The sequence below is a fragment of the Shivajiella indica genome (assembly GCF_042683085.1).
In the GTDB taxonomy this organism is placed as follows: domain Bacteria; phylum Bacteroidota; class Bacteroidia; order Cytophagales; family Cyclobacteriaceae; genus Shivajiella; species Shivajiella indica.
In genome coordinates, this window is the sequence record NZ_JBHUIV010000004.1 from 90862 (window position 1) to 106795 (window position 15934).

15 protein-coding genes are annotated in these 15934 nt (G+C 38.2%); 4 read left to right on the forward strand and 11 right to left on the reverse strand.

Annotated features, from left to right (window positions below; translation table 11 throughout):
• The first annotated feature begins 47 nt into the window (after positions 1-47).
• Positions 48-842, forward strand: coding sequence for an MOSC domain-containing protein (locus ACFSKV_RS01965; RefSeq protein WP_380799955.1), 795 nt, complete (start codon positions 48-50; stop codon positions 840-842).
• Between the two features lie 28 nt (positions 843-870).
• On the opposite strand, the gene ACFSKV_RS01970 is transcribed toward ACFSKV_RS01965, so the two are convergent.
• From ACFSKV_RS01970 to truA, 7 genes are all read right to left on the reverse strand, one after another.
• Positions 871-1608: a DUF6733 family protein gene (locus ACFSKV_RS01970; RefSeq protein ID WP_380799957.1), complete on the reverse strand. Its 738-nt coding sequence runs from the start codon at positions 1606-1608 to the stop codon at positions 871-873.
• Between the two features lie 253 nt (positions 1609-1861).
• Positions 1862-2884 carry a uroporphyrinogen decarboxylase gene (gene hemE / locus ACFSKV_RS01975; protein ID WP_380799958.1) on the reverse strand — a complete coding sequence of 341 codons (1023 nt, stop codon included), beginning with the start codon at positions 2882-2884 and terminating at the stop codon, positions 1862-1864.
• 82 nt (positions 2885-2966) lie between these two features.
• Positions 2967-3503, reverse strand: a complete 537-nt coding sequence (locus ACFSKV_RS01980) for a hypothetical protein (protein ID WP_380799960.1) — start codon at positions 3501-3503, stop codon at positions 2967-2969.
• 102 nt (positions 3504-3605) lie between these two features.
• Positions 3606-4133: a hypothetical protein gene (locus ACFSKV_RS01985; RefSeq protein ID WP_380799962.1), complete on the reverse strand. Its 528-nt coding sequence runs from the start codon at positions 4131-4133 to the stop codon at positions 3606-3608.
• 3 nt (positions 4134-4136) lie between these two features.
• Positions 4137-4721 carry a hypothetical protein gene (locus ACFSKV_RS01990; protein ID WP_380799963.1) on the reverse strand — a complete coding sequence of 195 codons (585 nt, stop codon included), beginning with the start codon at positions 4719-4721 and terminating at the stop codon, positions 4137-4139.
• A 242-nt stretch (positions 4722-4963) separates the two neighbouring features.
• Positions 4964-6736, reverse strand: coding sequence for an ABC transporter ATP-binding protein (locus ACFSKV_RS01995; protein ID WP_380799964.1), 1773 nt, complete (start codon positions 6734-6736; stop codon positions 4964-4966).
• A 12-nt stretch (positions 6737-6748) separates the two neighbouring features.
• A complete protein-coding gene (gene truA / locus ACFSKV_RS02000) occupies positions 6749-7501 on the reverse strand; it encodes a tRNA pseudouridine(38-40) synthase TruA (protein ID WP_380799966.1) in 753 nt (250 codons plus the stop codon).
• Positions 7502-7606: 105 nt separating this feature from the next.
• On the opposite strand from truA, the gene ACFSKV_RS02005 reads away from it, so the two are divergent.
• Both ACFSKV_RS02005 and ACFSKV_RS02010 read left to right on the forward strand, forming a co-directional pair.
• Complete coding sequence (locus ACFSKV_RS02005; protein WP_380799967.1) at positions 7607-8086, forward strand: DUF4293 domain-containing protein; 480 nt, start codon at positions 7607-7609, stop codon at positions 8084-8086.
• An 83-nt stretch (positions 8087-8169) separates the two neighbouring features.
• Positions 8170-9270, forward strand: a complete 1101-nt coding sequence (locus ACFSKV_RS02010) for a trans-sulfuration enzyme family protein (protein WP_380799968.1) — start codon at positions 8170-8172, stop codon at positions 9268-9270.
• A gap of 199 nt (positions 9271-9469) precedes the next feature.
• Here the strand turns inward: ACFSKV_RS02010 and ACFSKV_RS02015 are convergent, their stop codons facing one another.
• The 4 genes from ACFSKV_RS02015 to ACFSKV_RS02030 all read right to left on the reverse strand — a co-directional run bounded on the left by ACFSKV_RS02015 (position 9470) and on the right by ACFSKV_RS02030 (position 15127).
• Positions 9470-11008 carry a YifB family Mg chelatase-like AAA ATPase gene (locus tag ACFSKV_RS02015; RefSeq protein ID WP_380799969.1) on the reverse strand — a complete coding sequence of 513 codons (1539 nt, stop codon included), beginning with the start codon at positions 11006-11008 and terminating at the stop codon, positions 9470-9472.
• A gap of 80 nt (positions 11009-11088) precedes the next feature.
• On the reverse strand, positions 11089-11457 hold the full coding sequence (locus tag ACFSKV_RS02020) for a hypothetical protein (RefSeq protein WP_380799970.1): 369 nt from the start codon (positions 11455-11457) through the stop codon (positions 11089-11091).
• 32 nt (positions 11458-11489) lie between these two features.
• Positions 11490-13322: an ABC transporter ATP-binding protein gene (locus ACFSKV_RS02025; RefSeq protein ID WP_380799971.1), complete on the reverse strand. Its 1833-nt coding sequence runs from the start codon at positions 13320-13322 to the stop codon at positions 11490-11492.
• 122 nt (positions 13323-13444) lie between these two features.
• On the reverse strand, positions 13445-15127 hold the full coding sequence (locus ACFSKV_RS02030; RefSeq protein WP_380799972.1) for a hypothetical protein: 1683 nt from the start codon (positions 15125-15127) through the stop codon (positions 13445-13447).
• Between the two features lie 138 nt (positions 15128-15265).
• Here ACFSKV_RS02030 and ACFSKV_RS02035 point away from each other — a divergent pair, with 138 nt between their 5' ends.
• Positions 15266-15931, forward strand: coding sequence for an FAD-binding oxidoreductase (locus ACFSKV_RS02035; protein WP_380799974.1), 666 nt, complete (start codon positions 15266-15268; stop codon positions 15929-15931).
• Positions 15932-15934 lie beyond the last annotated feature (3 nt).

Consider the following 15934-nt stretch of genomic DNA (forward strand, 5'->3'; position numbering starts at 1 on the left):
CTATTTTTAAACCCAATGAATTTAAGGAGGTTTAGTTTAAGAGCGATATGACATTACAAGACATTTACATTTATCCTATCAAATCATTGGGGGGTATTCGGTTGGACAGTGGAGTATTGGAAGAGCGGGGATTTAGACATGACCGTCGTTGGATGTTGGTGGATAAAGAGGGTAATTTTCTTTCCCAGAGAACTTTTCCTGGAATGGCTATGCTTCAAGTCAATCTTTTAGAGGAAGGCCTGATGGTCTTTCATAAGTCAAATCCTGAAAATAAAGTCCAAATCCCAATTGAGCCTCTGAGCGATCAGTTAATTTCTGTGAAGATTTGGGAAGATGAGGTCTTGGGACAAGTTGTAAGCCCTCTGGTTAACCTATGGTTTTCAGAAATCCTAAAACAAGAATGCGTCTTGGTAAAAATGCCGCAATCAACACAAAGGAAAATAAAGCCCAAATATGCGGTTAAAGGCGAATCGGTCAGTTTTGCCGATGGAATGCCATATTTATTAATTGGGCAGAGTTCATTGGATGACCTGAACAAAAGATTGGAAGAGCCCGTTGGGATGGATCGATTCAGGCCCAATTTGGTGTTTGCTGGAGGTAATCCATTTGAGGAAGACCATTGGCAGAAAATTCAAATAGGACATGCGAAATTTAAAATCACAAAACCTTGTGCGAGGTGTGTAATGACCACCGTTAATCAGCAAACAGCCGAGAAAAGTAAAGAACCTTTAAAAACTTTGGCAACTTATCGAACCTTCAGCAATAATGTCATGTTTGGACAAAACATATTGCTTTTAGAAGGGGAGCTAGTTCGTGTTGGGGATAAACTCAATGAAATATAAAAAGGCCAGGTTTCCCCGGCCTTTATTTTTAAAAACTAAAACCAGTTGTTAGCTTAAAAAAGGAATCATTTCCTTCTACAAGGTCAGTCCCAAAAGAAAATCTGGCAAAAGGCCCACCGCTTGGTTTTGAAAACTGTATGTAGGGTCCTAGCCATTGGTAAACATCCGTAGAAGAATCTACAGCTGATCCTCCTGTATTGATCAAATGTTCGAAATGACCTCCCAAAGAAATGAAAGGAGAAACTTTATATCCGAAATTTGCCCAATAATGAAGGTAAGAAAGAGTTGTGCCACCAGTTGGGGCCTCATTCCTTAATGGTGCATAAAACCCGGCATAAATCTGTCCCTCAGTTTTTGATTTATCAAGATTGACTGTCAGGTTAGGTACAACTCCATCCCCAAATCTTCCTGATCCTGCAGTACCGGAAGATAGTAAGTTACCCCCTAAAATACCGATCTGCGGATTGACAGAGACACCGTCTGCAACATCGAAATTCATTCCGACACCAAATTCAGTCCAATTGCCCCATCCGCCACCAGTACCTCCAGACCAAAGAATGCCATAAAAAGTAAAAGCGGATTTATCGCTCAGGCTGTAAGCTCCTTGGAAAAAAGGATAAAATCCAAAAAATTGATCTGAGTTTAGTGAGACATCAAAACTGAATTTGTCATCATCTTGAGCCATGAGGCTGTTCGTGCTTAGCGCTAAAAGCAATATGCCAAGCACTAAACCTCCTTTGAGAAGGTTTGTAAATTTGTTTTTCATAGGTTTAATAGGTTTTAGTGAAAATAGGTTTGTTTTTTAACCAGATTTACATAGATAAATGTAATATACTGATTTTATGGTTGCTAAATTAACCACTATTTTAAATAAAACAATAAAAAATAAATTTTTATGATAAAAAAACAACCAAATTCATTTTAATTGAAAATTCCGCAATGAATTTTGTAATTGCTTAAAAATGAAAAAAGGGCTGTCTAATAAAATAGAACAGCCCTTTAAAGGAAATGGGGTTAAGTTAGTAGTTTTTTACAGTCTGTATAAATACCTTAACCATTTCAGGGTCAATATCAGGATACACTCCATGGCCTAGGTTGGCAATATGCCTGCTACCTTTAAATTGATCCATCATCAATTTGGTTGCTTTTTCGACTTCTTTGGCATTTCCATATAAAGCTGCCGGGTCAAGATTTCCCTGAAGGGTTTTATGTGGACCGATTAATTGTCTGGATTCCTTTATATCCATATTCCAATCCAGCCCTATGGTTTCGCAGTTCAGGGCTGCCATTTCAGTTCTTGCGAAAAATGCCCCTTTTGCAAAAACAGTTTTTGGAACTTCATGGATGGCATCACATATTTGGGAAATGTACCTTAATGAATATTCTCTGTAATGATCAGGCGGTAAAATTCCTGCCCAACTATCAAAAACCTGAATCAAATTAACACCTGCTTCAACTTGGGCTTTAAGGTAATTAATTGTGCTTTTGGTAATCAACTGCAACAGCTGATGGGAAAAATCAGGCTGTGTATAAAGCATGGCCCTGGCTTTGGAAAAAGTTTTACTTCCTGAGCCCTCAATCATGTAGGCGAAGATGGTCCAGGGAGCACCGGCAAATCCAATTAAGGGTACCCGTCCATTTAAAGCTTTCTTAGTAATCTTAATAGCTTCTATTACATAAGATAAGTCATCTTTACCATCTGCAATCCTCAGTTTCTTCAGGTCTGCTTCTGATTTCACTGTTTCTGGAAACCATGGTCCTCTTTTTTCAACCATTTCATAAGGTAACCCCATGGCTTCAGGAATCACCAGGATGTCAGAGAAAATGATGGCTGCATCCACATCCAAAATATCTACCGGTTGAATGGTTACTTCTGCTGCCAATTCGGGCGTTTGTGCCAATTCGATGAATCCACTGACACTATCTCTCACTGCCCTGTATTCAGGTAGAATTCTACCTGCTTGTCTCATCAACCAGACCGGCGTACGTTCCACTTCCTGTCCTTTTGCGGCACGTATCAATAAATCATTTTTCAATTGCATGGGGCAAAGATAAAAGAGGAAGGGGATTATTTAAATCTGGTCAAAAAAAAAGCCTCCGGATTGGAGGCCTTTGAATTCCGTTTTAGTTTTTCGGGCTGATTTTCACAATATCCTTTTCTGTTGCACCTATCAACTTCATTACACCCTCGTAGTCGGTGTAATCTATTCTTCCATTAGCAAAATCTGCTGGAATAACTACAGCCCTAATATATTGATTTCTTGTCCAGGAATTATCCAAAATACTTGGATCAAAAGTGGTTTCCAGGAATACGCTAAAATCAACTCTGGTAAAATCATAATTATAGGTTAGAACCCCTTCTTCAAAGAAAACATTTTGCGGAAGCAATCTCCAAACGCTGTTTCCATTGAAAGTTTCCCATTCGATATATACCAATACCACATCACTGGGTTCAATAGGAACAGTAAAACTGAAATCTACAAAATAATCATTTGCAGGAGTGAAATCAACTGTAGCCTCGAATACTTCCCCTAAGAGTACAAGTCCTGGCTGTCCTTGTGGCCCGGATGGTCCCGGAGGTCCTGGAGGTCCCATAGGCCCTTCACAGGCTTGGAAAAATACGGCAAATCCTAATGCGAGTAATGAAAGTAGTTTCTTCATTTGAAAGAGATTAATTTGTATTAATAAAATATTACGTGAACAGGAGCAATTAAGTTAAATTCCTTTCCAGAATTTTATTTCTAACGAAAATTATACCAAGATTTATGGATTGGTATTGTTTTTTATTCCGATTACCCTAACCAAATCGGAGTCAATGATTTGGTCAATAAATAAATCGGGTTCCTCCATCTGGTTATTTTTTGCAAATTCCCTGATTTCATCCTTGACTTTTTCTGGACCTGGCATCACAAACCTATGTGATTTGATCTCAGCAACAATAGCTGCACTGCCATCAAATTCTAAATAAATCAAATTTTCCTGATTTTTGGTCCATTTGCTTTCTATCCCTACAAAAACCTCCATGGTATCTCTCTTACCGGCCGGTTCCTGGAAATAAATGGTGTGAAGTTTTGCTCCTTTATTTTCCTTAGTTAAATCTTCTATGGTAAGGAATGCATTTTTTAATGATTCATCCATTGGAGTGCCTTGGAAATGTACCCCTGACAGTTCGATTTGTCCCAAATTTTCCTGATTTACTTCTATATCATTAAAACCTCCCATTAAGTAAAATAGAGACAGGCCAAGTGCCAAGGCAAAAACAAGGATAACACCAATGGCTGTTTTTTTCATGGATTAGAAAATATATCTTACCCCAATGGCCCCCTGAAACCTGAAATGGCCAAACCGGTCAAGCAACTCCATAAAAAAGCCAACTTCTGCAAATACACTCATTGGCAGCTCGTCAAAATAATATTCCGCCCCACCAAATGCCTCAGGGCCAAAGTCAATGTTGGTTCTAGATTCTCTGAAAACCGTATTTTGACTTAAAGAGGAATCTGTATATGCATAGTCCACTTGGGCTGTTCTGAGTTGTGCCCCTACTCCAAAATATCCTAAAATATAGCCTTGGTCAATACTTAAGTCATCTGTGATATCTTCATGATAAGCGCCTCTTAAATTAAAGGAAAGGATACTGTTTGTGCTGTGTCCTGCATAAAATGCGTTGGGGCTGGGTCTGTTATTATCAAATGATTTCTGATAATATGAGGCACTGTTAGCTCCTGCTCCCCCGAACATTCCTTCAATTGCTATATGGTCATCAAGAAATTTTTTATAGGTAATTGAAAAAGGTTCTCCCAATCTAATTCCTATACCGTCCTCTTGGGCATTTGACAAGATGGGTAAAAATCCTATAATCAATAAAATATACTTTTTCACGTTTTTTGGTTTAGTTTGTCCTTTGCTTTTAACGGTGCAAAAATAATTGCAGTTGTGAATTTTTCACCATTTGGAGAGATTGTCTTTTGTTCCTTTGTAGAGCAAATTATTTTTTTGAAAGGTTTTGATAACCACTGAGAGCTTCAATGAAGAATCATTTCCAGTCCAAAGATTCCAACTATTGAAGTAAGAAGAATCCATTTATTTTTTCACAATTCGAAACTCAAGGACAAATTTTATGACTAAATAGCCATCGATTTCAGTTGCATTTGGTGAAGTTGGGTATAATAACCTCCTAGTTCCAAAAGGGATTCATGGGTACCTGCTTCTTTGATTTCTCCCTGATGCAGGACTATAATTTTATGGGCTTTTTGAATAGTTGATAACCTATGGGCAATTACTATTGAGGTTCTGCCCTTCATCATTTTTCCGATTGCTTTCTGAATCATTTCTTCGGTTTCAGTATCTACTGAAGAGGTCGCTTCATCCAAAATAATGATTTCAGGATTATAGACCATTGCCCTAACAAAGGATATAAGTTGCCTTTGGCCAACAGACAAGGTTGCCCCTCTTTCCATGACATTATAATCCAGCCCACCTGGCAACCTTTCTATGAATTTTTTAGCACCAACCAATTTGGCGGCCTGCATGACCTGTTCCCGGCTTATGTCAGGATTTCCCAGGGTAATATTATAGTATATCGTATCTGAGAAAAGAAATACATCCTGTAAAACAACACCAATATGTTTTCGTAAAGTGCCCAATTCGAAATCTCTTATTTCTGTCCCGTCCACCTTGATTATTCCTTTATTGATTTCGTAAAACCTGGTAATCAAATTGATAATGGAAGATTTTCCGGCACCTGTAGCTCCTACCAATGCGACAGTTTCACCATGATTTACTTTAAAATTAATATTTTTTAATACCCATTCTTCATCATTATAGGCGAACCAAACATTTTCAAATTCAATATTGCCTTTGATTCTTTCTGGTTTAAAATTCCCTTCATTCGGAATCTGCTCCTCACTTTCCAGTAATTTAAAAATTCTAGAAGAACTTACTACGCCCAACTGTAAGGTGTTGAATCTATCTGCAATCATTCGTATCGGTCTAAAAAACAATTGAAGGTACATGATGAATGATATCAGGACACCTACTTTTAAATTTGCGTCAAAAACACCTGTTGCCCCGTACCAAACCACTAAACCAATTCCAATTGCCTGAATGATTTCCGCTACAGGAAAATATATTGAATAATAAAGGACAGATTTGATATGTGCCTTCCTGTGTTCTTTATTGATTTCTTTGAATTTTTCAAATTCTCTTTTTTCTCTATTGAATATCTGCACGATATTCATACCTGTAATATGCTCCTGAAGAAATGAGTTGAGATTCGAAACGGCATTCCTTACCTCATTGAAAGCCACTTTGATTTTTTCCTTGAAAATGTAGGTTGAAATTATCAGAAGAGGAAGGGTGCACAAACTTACTAGCGTCAACCTCCAGTCAATGTAAAACATAACTGCCAGGATGGTGACCAATTGGAGCAAATCACCAATTATAGCGGCCAATCCTTCACTGAACACATCAGCCAATGTCTCAATATCAGAAATATTTCTGGTGACAAGTCTCCCGATAGGGGTATTGTCAAAGAATTTTAACCTCATTTTAAGTAAATGCCGATAGAGTTTGATTCGGATATCTTTGATTATTACCTGGCCTATCCAACCTGAAAGATAAGTATGGGCAAATTGGACTGCAGCTTGAAGTACCAGCAAAAACACCAAAAGATAAATTATCCGGACCAGACCGGGAGCATCACCTACGGAAACGTAATCATCTATACCTACCTGAATAAAATAAGGTCTTGTAGGGGCAAGTATTGCCAGAGCAATGGTCAAAAAGACCAAAAGATAAAATTGGGTTCTGTAAGGTTGTACAAAACGGTACAATTTTTTCAGAACTTGGGTGTCTATAATCTCACCACTGTTTACATTTTCTTTTTCCAGACTCAAAAGATGATAAGTTTATATAAATATTTCTTCGGGATAGATGATATTGCACAAATAAAGGCCTTGGGCCGGTGCAGCTGCTTTGGCTTTACTTCTGTCCTTGCTTTCAAGGATTTGTTGAAAATCATCTATACTGATGTTATCGGTACCTACTGCAATTAAAGTGCCTACTATAGCCCTGACCATTCCTCTCAAAAACCTATTGGCAGTAATATGGAATAACAATTGAGGGCCTTTTTGTTCCCAAAAGGCTTCATTTATTTTACAAATAAATGTATTTACTTCAGTTTTTACTTTGCTAAAACATTGGAAATCCTCATGCGATAGCAACAATTGGGCTGCATCATTCATTTTTTGAATATCAGGATTTTTAAATAGCAGCCAGGCAGATTCCTGCTCAAATGGATCTTTTCTTAAAGTAATCCTATAGACATAGCTGCGCCATACGGCATCAAATCGGGCATGGGCATCATTTTTTACTCTCCTAATTGTATAAACAGCAATATCTTTTGGAAGTATTCCGTTCAATTTTTTTAGAAAGTCCAAAGGATCCAGATCATCCTTGCTGTCAAAATGCAGGAATTGTTGACTTGCATGTACTCCAGTATCCGTCCGTCCGCTGCCAATTATTCCGGTGGGGGTGTCCAATAAGATGGAAAGTGCATTTTCCAGTTCATGCTGGATGGTATGGGCATTGTTTTGAATCTGCCAACCATGATAGTTGGTCCCTTTGTAGGCAATTTCCAGAAAGTATCTTTTGGTTTCCATTTTTACTTTCACAAAGATAGTATTCACCTTTAAAATCTAATACCCGTTTATACAAACCTTGCGATTGAAAAAATTACCCTGTTTCTTTGTTGAAAATTCAAGTTTATGATACAAAGAATTCAGACAGTTTTTCTGTTTTTGGTGGCAGTGGCCATGAGTTTGGTTTTGGCATTTCCGATTTGGCATCAGGTAAACCCTGACCAAAGCCAAAGAATGACCTTAAGTGCTTTTAGCATGATTACCATGGATATCGCAACTGGAGATGTTATTTCTTCGGAAAGCAAGATTGTAATTGCGATACTTGCAATATTGGCTGCCGGACTTGCTTTTTTCAGCATATTCCAATACAAAAACCGGACAAAGCAAATGTTTATCAATATGATCAACTCTTTGGTCATGGTCACCAATGTGGGGGTAATTGTATGGATTTCCCATAATGCCAATGAGGCATTCAATCCTCAGGTCAATGGGGCATTTGTTCTAGGATTTTGGTCCATTTTGGTAGGATTGGTGATGAATCTTTTGGCCAACAGGTTTATTAGAAAAGATGAAATGCTGGTCCGGTCTGTGGACAGAATTAGATAATTGATGATTGATAACATTTTAGAAAGCCAGCGGTAGAATTGCTGGCTTTTATTTTTTATTTATTAAGTTTAATAAAAAAGAACATGAGAATAGAAACCATTGCCATTCATGCAGGTAATATGATCACAGATTCGAACCGACCTGTTATTCAACCCATCATTACCTCTACCACCTTTGAGCATCATGAAAATTCTCCTATTTATACTAGAGCAAGCAATCCCAACAGACTTGCCTTGGAAAAAGTTTTGACCCAACTGGAATTTGGGAAAGATGCAGCGGCCTTTTCATCGGGCAATGCAGCAGCTATGGCTGTATTTCAGTCTCTGGATCCTCAGAGCCATATCATCGCCCCGGATGATATGTATCATGGAATCAGAAAACAGCTGGTGGAGGTTTTCAAAGGAATTCATGAAGTGAGCTTTGTGGACATGGCGGACATCAACCAGGTGAATGCAAGTATTAAGGAAAATACCAGATTAATCTGGTTAGAAACTCCTTCGAATCCTTTGCTCAAGATTTGCGATATTAGAAACATTGCCAGATTAGCCAAGGGAAAGAATATGATTCTGGCCTGTGATAACACTTTTGCCACTCCGGTATTTCAAAACCCTATCTTATTAGGAGCTGATCTGGTCATGCACAGTACCACAAAATTTCTGGGAGGACACAGTGATATTTTAGGAGGTATTATTATTACTAATGAAAAAAATGCTTTTTGGGAGAGGTTAAGAATGATTCAGCATGTGGGAGGAGCTGTTCCATCCCCCTTTGATTGTTATTTATTGACCAGGAGTATCAAAACACTGCCATATAGGATGAAAGGGCATTTTCAAAATGCAAGTAAGCTGGCAAAATTCTTAACGGATCATCCTTCGATTGAAAAGGTTTATTATCCCGGTTTGCAGAGTCATGAGGGGTATAAAATTGCCTCTTCTCAAATGACAGGGTTTAGCGGAGTTTTATCTGTTACCATCGTAGGTGGTGCTAAAGAAGCAGACCGAGTGATTGACAAATTGAAATATTTTACCAATGCGACAAGTTTAGGAGGAATTGAGAGTTTGATTGAGAGAAGAGCTGCTGTGGAAGGCCCTGATACTTTGACTCCACAGAATTTATTAAGGGTTTCTGTTGGATTGGAAAATATAGAAGATTTGATTGAGGATTTTGACCAGGCCTTGAAGTAAAAGAACAAAGGCTGCCCAAGGCAGCCTTTATAACTTGTTATTTGGGATGAAATTGACTAAAAAGGCTTGGGTGATAAGCAGCTTTTCTGTAATTCAGTTCCACTAAAACAAATAAAGAAATCATTATTCACTTTATGAAATTATTTTATAATTATTTTTTTATTCATTGAATTTTTTCAATAAACGGTTAAACATAATCTTAACCAGCCCAACCTTCTCTGTCCAAACTCCTATACTGAATGGCTTCGGCCAGGTGTTCTACTTTGATATCTTCAGATTGGGAAAGATCAGCAATTGTCCTTGATACTTTAAGGATACGGTCATAAGCTCTTGCTGAAAGGCCTAACCTTTCCATAGCGGTTTTTAGAAGTAATTTTCCCGGTTCATTGATTTTACAGACTTCTTTTACCAGATGGGAAGGCATCATGGCATTACAGTGGATGTCAGTGGAATCCTTAAATCTTTTCACCTGAATTTCCCGGCCTTTGATCACTCTTTCCCTAATGGATTTGCTGGATTCAGATTTTCTTGTAGAGGTCATTTCATCAAATTTTACAGGGGTGACTTCTACATGTAGGTCAATTCTGTCCAATAATGGGCCGCTGACTTTATTCAGATAACGCTGTACAATTCCGGGTCCGCAGACACATTCTTTTTCGGGATGGTTGTAATAGCCGCAAGGGCATGGGTTCATACTAGCGATCAGCATGAAGTTGGCAGGATAATCAACGGATACTTTCGCTCTAGAAATAGTGACTTTTCTCTCTTCCAATGGCTGTCTCATCACTTCTAATACTGTCCTTTTAAATTCCGGTAATTCATCCAAAAACAAAACCCCGTGATGGGATAGGGAGATTTCACCAGGTTGAGGATTTCCTCCTCCCCCGACTAAGGCGACATCCGAAATGGTATGATGAGGACTCCTGAATGGCCTTTTAGCAATCAAAGACGCATTTCTACCTAATTTACCAGCTACGGAATGGATTTTAGTCGTCTCCAAGGCTTCCTGAAGTGTCAGGGGTGGCAATATGGAGGGCAGTCTTTTGGCCAACATGGTTTTTCCTGCTCCAGGAGGACCGATCATGATGACATTGTGTCCCCCGGCAGCAGCGATTTCCATAGCTCTCTTGATGTTTTCCTGTCCCTGCACATCGGCAAAATCAAATTCATAGTTTTCTAGGGAATTGAAAAAAAGATCTCTTGTATCGGTTACCAAAGGCTTAATGTCTATTTCACCATCCAGAAATCCTATAGCCTCTGCCAAGGTTTCTACCCCGATAATGTCCAGACTATTCACTATGGATGCTTCTGAGGCATTTTCTTTTGGAAGGATAAAACCTTTGAACCCCCTTTTTCTAGCTTCAATGGCTATTGGGAGAACTCCTTTTACCGGCCTTAATTTACCATCCAAGGATAGTTCTCCCATGATGACGAATTTTTCCAGTTCAGGAAAATTTACCTGTTCAGAAGCTTTTAATATTCCTAATGCAATCGGAAGATCGTAGGAAGAGCCTTCTTTTCTAATGTCAGCAGGTGCAAGATTGATGACCACCTTTTGTCTGGGCATCCTAAACCCAAAATATTTTAAGGCGGACTCAACCCTTTGTTGACTTTCTTTTACAGCACTGTCAGGAAGGCCGACCATAAAAAAATTCGTCCCCTGACCGACATTGACTTCAATAGTGATGAGCTTGGCATCTACACCGGATACCGCGCTTCCAAAAGTTTTTGCAACCATGATCCAAAATTAAATTGAAACAAAAAAGGAAACCAAAAAAGCGGTTTCCTAATATACTAAATTTTGAATAAATATCCTTACTATTTGATGTTTTGTCTAGGACGGATTACCGAACTGTCTTTTTCCTCCTCCTTTTTCTGGTCAATCTTTTTTTCGATGTTTTTAAGTTTGATTCCTTGTTCATGGTCGTAAAGTTTAGCCTTGAGTTCATTTTTTTCAATCTCCTTTTTTTCAATTTGACTCTTCAGACCACTGATTTCCATTTTATCTGTAGCCATGGAAATAATAAACAAGAAAAAACCGATCAAAAGGAAATTAACGACAAGCGAGGTATTCAGTTCCTCTATTCCAATGATTCCTTTGATGCTGTTGAAAGAAAGAAAGATTACCAAACTTACAGCAAAATATAGTAGGACAAGTAAGTGCGTAATTTTATTGAATTGTTTCATATTTCAGGAATAGATTTACTGTTACTAATATACTAAACAGACTGCATTGTGGAAAGATTCCTGTAAAGTCCATCTTCCTCCATTAATTGTTGGTGGGTTCCCCTTTGGACTATTTTCCCCTTTTTGATGACCAATATTTCATCGGCGTGCTGTATCGTACTCAATCTATGTGCGATCACCAATGTCGTTCTGTTGGTCATCAGATTGGTGAGTGCTTCCTGTACCAATTTTTCAGATTGGGAATCCAGGGCCGAAGTAGCTTCATCCAAAATAAGAATAGGAGGATTTTTGAGTACGGCCCTGGCAATGCTAAGACGCTGTCTTTGGCCTCCAGATAGTTTTGAACCCCTTTCCCCAATGGAAGTATGGTAACCATTTTCCATTTGTACGATAAATTCATGCGCATTGGCAATTTTAGCTGCCTCAATAACACTTTCTTCAGAAACCCCTTCAAGTCCGAATGCTATGTTATTGAAAACAGTATCATTGAACAGTATGGACTCCTGGGTCACAATTCCCATTTGGTCTCTTAGGCTATTGATCTCTATTTCTTTGATTAGAGTACCATCTAAAGAAATCTTACCTGCTGAAGGATCATAAAATCTAGGCAATAAATCAGCAATAGTAGATTTTCCGCCACCTGATGGACCAACTAAGGCAATTGTTTTTCCTTTTTCCAAGATAAAATTAATATCCTTTAACACCATTTCTTTTTCATAACTAAAAGAAACATTTTCAAACACAATGGCTTCATTAAATTGGGAAACTCTAACTGGATTTGGTGAATTTTGGATAGCACTTGGGGTATCGACGACTTCAAATATCCTGTCCGCTGAAGCCAGGCCTCGCTGAATACTACTGGTAGCTTTTGAAATTTCCTTAGCCGGATTGAGAACCTGTGTGAAAATTATGATATAGGTAATAAAATCAGAGGCACCCAAATCAGAGGTATTGCTCAAAACCAAGTAGCCCCCATAAACCAAAATTCCAGCTACGACCAATACACCCAAAAATTGGGAGGTGGGGGAAGCCAATTCATTTTTCCTTGCCATGGAAATATTGACATCAGAGTAAAAATCTGTCTCTTTGTCGAATTTGGATCTGACATATTTTTGGGCGCCAAATGCCTTGATGACCCTCATGCCCCCTATTGTTTCATCAAGAATATTAACGATTCTACCCAAGGACTCCTGGCTTTCCACTGCTTTCTTTTTCAACCTTTTGGTAATACCTCCGATGATTGCGCCGGATATTGGGATAATCAATATGGTGAAAAGAGTCAATTTGAAAGACATAAAAAAGAGAACTGCAAAATATAAAAGAATGGTCACCGGTTCTTTAAATACTACCCGTAAAGACTGTACAATGCTATTTTCCACCTCTTGGATGTCATTGGTCATTTTGGACATCAGGTCACCTTTCCGCTCATTGGAAAAATAGCCAATGTGCATTTGGCTAACCTGCTCAAAAATATTCATCCTCATTTTTTTGATAATCTCTGCACGGACCTTTGCCAATACGACGCCCGATAGGTATGTAAATAAATTGGACAGGAATACAGAGGTAACAATTATTATACAGACATAAACCAGAGTACCGAATTTTCCATAGGTTGCAGAAGTCTGTAAAAAATAGTAATTGAAAATATGGAGAAAATAATCAATAGAGAATGAAAAGCTTGGCTTTTGAAGGTATTTATCCAAATCACCTGGCTGAACCTGTTCGAAAATAACATCAAATAGTGGTTTTAATAAAGTAAAATTCAATAAACCAAAAATGATCGCCAAAAGGGTGTAGATAACATAAATGGGAAAATATCTTCTATAAGGTTTTGCAAAAGATAATATCCTGAAATAGGTGTCCATGTAATAGTGCGGAAATTTTTACGCAAGTTACAGAAATAAAAAATGATATGGGGCAGGCAATCTCAATCCAAAGCCCCAAACTCCAAAATTCAAAATTTAATAATAAGAGGTCTGTTGATTTTTTAAAAATTAAAATCATTCCTGACCATATTGACCCGAACGCCAAACTGAGTAAAATTAGTGGATTCGGGTTCGTTCAAATCCTGCGCTGTTCTTCTTCTGAAACTATGGCTTAGATCAAGAAATACATTTTGTTTGACCATGTAGCTCAAATTCAGGTTCGCCATCAATACACGGTTTTCAATACCTTGTCCTATTTTGTTGTTGTAAAGACCAATACCGGTCCCTGGGTTTAGCCTGTTTTTCAATACATCCTTGCCAAAATTGATTTCAGGAGATGGGTCGTCTCCAAAAAACTGATACATTCCTGTAAAGTTTGCAAAAAGTCTAGGGATAGGTTGGTACCTGAGTATTCCAATGAATTCCCTGAAGTTTGCTCCTATGGGATGGGTAAGAGGTGTCCTGTAATTTGAAAAAGCCTGATAAGGGAATTTTTCTTGATAAGTATAGGGTCTAGCTTGGTTGTATTCTAATTGGATATCGAGATTTTTGATTTTAAAAACATCAATGTACTTGTACCCAACCTGTAAACCATATTTGTTTCTGCTCGATTGTTTCCCGTCTATGCCGAAAAATTCATTGAACACAAATTCATCCAGTGCAAATTGTCCATAAAATTGCATCCCTCTTGTAAAATTCCATTTGGCATCCGTACCTAGCATGATTTTATCAGGTGTACCCAATTGATGTTCAACCCATCGGTAGAAAATGATGGGATTAAGGTAATTCCAATTGAATTCATTCATCATTACCGATTCGAATATTCCGATATTGAAGTTTTTACCAATATTGGTCCCTAGCCTGTGATGCGAAAACCATTTTTGAGGATATCTTCCGTCAGTCGGTCTACCTTGTGAATCATAAATCACATCGGCCGTCATTTGAGACCATAAATTGCTGAAAGTAAAGCGCCAGATTTTTACATCAAGTTTCAAAAACATATAAGGGTTGGAAAAGTCAGAAAGAATCATGGATCGGTAACCTTCTCCTATAAAATTCCTGTCGTGCCCTATTTGGGCATTGATATGCCGGGTGATATTAAAACTTACATGTCCCAAAGCTGAAAAATAACCATACCCTTCCTCATTATATCTTTTCCAAAAGCCCTGACCGGGAATTGCCCCGCTATGTTCAATGTTATCCTTCACCCAGGAAGGGAAGATGACTTGAGTTGTAGTCAGATAGGTATAAAATGCTACTTTTCTATCTATACTTCCCCGGAATTCAATTCCTCTGCTATTCATCAATCGGCTATCATAACCCGGTTCAACACCACCTGACAAATTAAGGACTGGGTTAAGATGAAAGTCAAATATGGAGTCCCTATAATAAAAAAGATCTGATGGTTTTTTGTAAATTTCCTTAAGAAAGGGTTTTTTGGAATATTCTGTTTCCTGTGAAACAAATTCCCAATTGTCATTGCTGAGATAACGAAGATTGAACTGGTCAGATGCTGAAGTCATAATCCCGGAAGAATTCAGAGAGTCCAGATAGGCTCCCAATTTATCCCTTCGGTAAGGTTTGTTTGCGGTATGAAACTCGCTATTGTTTTTTCCCTGAAGTATTTCATACCTTTCCACAAGGTGATAATAGTCCCTGTTGAAGGGTACATAGGCGCCTTGTCCAAAAATTTGATTGCCAATAAATATCCATAAGGCAATGATGAAAAAGAGATGTTTTTTCATTTGGTGTAAAACTGTAATATTGTAAAGCTAAAAAAAGTAAAGGAAAATGAAAGGATATTGCAAACTGGTATTTTCCGCATAAAAACCAAACAAAATTTTCCGTGGTCGTTTACTATAATAAGACTAAATGAAAAAATCATGGAAAATATTGTAGAAATTCTAAATATTGAACCCCTGACTCACGATGTGAAGTTGTATAAAGTAAGTAAACCTGCTGGCTATGATTTTGTGCCAGGGCAAGCTACTGAAGTCGCAATTAATCGGGAAGGTTGGAAGGATGAAAAACGCCCATTTACCTTCACCTCATTACCTGGAGATAATCATCTTGAATTTGTGATCAAATCTTATCGTGACCATGATGGGGTAACGAAACAGTTTGATACACTGTCCGCAGGAGATGAGTTGATTATTGATGATCCCTGGGGTGCAATCCAATACAGAGGTAAAGGGGTATTTATAGCAGGAGGCGCGGGAATTACACCATTTATAGCCATATTCAAGTCCCTCCAAGCAAAAGGTGAGGTTAAAGGAAACCGTTTGTTTTTTGCCAACAAAACTGGAAAAGATGTAATTCTTGAAGCCTATTTTCAAGATTTATTGGGTAAGGATTTTATTTCCGCATTGGATCAGGAAGTAAAAGAAGGCCATAAGTATGGACGGATTGACAAAGATTTTCTGAAGAAATACATAAGAGACTTTTCACAGGAGTTTTACATTTGTGGACCTCAACCTATGGTAAAATCGGTCAGTCAAAGTTTGAAGGAACTTGGGGCCAGTCCTGAGGGGATTGTTTTTGAAAAATAATGC

Coding starts and splice junctions, on each gene's coding strand:
- ACFSKV_RS01985 (WP_380799962.1), bottom strand. CDS start 4,133: ATGAAAAAAACAGCCATTGGTGTTATCCTTGTTTTTGCCTTGGCACTT.
- ACFSKV_RS02025 (WP_380799971.1), bottom strand. CDS start 13,322: ATGGACACCTATTTCAGGATATTATCTTTTGCAAAACCTTATAGAAGA.
- truA (WP_380799966.1), bottom strand. CDS start 7,501: ATGGAAACCAAAAGATACTTTCTGGAAATTGCCTACAAAGGGACCAAC.
- ACFSKV_RS02030 (WP_380799972.1), bottom strand. CDS start 15,127: ATGAAAAAACATCTCTTTTTCATCATTGCCTTATGGATATTTATTGGC.
- ACFSKV_RS02010 (WP_380799968.1), top strand. CDS start 8,170: ATGAGAATAGAAACCATTGCCATTCATGCAGGTAATATGATCACAGAT.
- ACFSKV_RS01980 (WP_380799960.1), bottom strand. CDS start 3,503: ATGAAGAAACTACTTTCATTACTCGCATTAGGATTTGCCGTATTTTTC.
- ACFSKV_RS02015 (WP_380799969.1), bottom strand. CDS start 11,008: ATGGTTGCAAAAACTTTTGGAAGCGCGGTATCCGGTGTAGATGCCAAG.
- hemE (WP_380799958.1), bottom strand. CDS start 2,884: ATGCAATTGAAAAATGATTTATTGATACGTGCCGCAAAAGGACAGGAA.
- ACFSKV_RS02020 (WP_380799970.1), bottom strand. CDS start 11,457: ATGAAACAATTCAATAAAATTACGCACTTACTTGTCCTACTATATTTT.
- ACFSKV_RS01970 (WP_380799957.1), bottom strand. CDS start 1,608: ATGAAAAACAAATTTACAAACCTTCTCAAAGGAGGTTTAGTGCTTGGC.
- ACFSKV_RS02005 (WP_380799967.1), top strand. CDS start 7,607: ATGATACAAAGAATTCAGACAGTTTTTCTGTTTTTGGTGGCAGTGGCC.
- ACFSKV_RS01965 (WP_380799955.1), top strand. CDS start 48: ATGACATTACAAGACATTTACATTTATCCTATCAAATCATTGGGGGGT.
- ACFSKV_RS02035 (WP_380799974.1), top strand. CDS start 15,266: ATGGAAAATATTGTAGAAATTCTAAATATTGAACCCCTGACTCACGAT.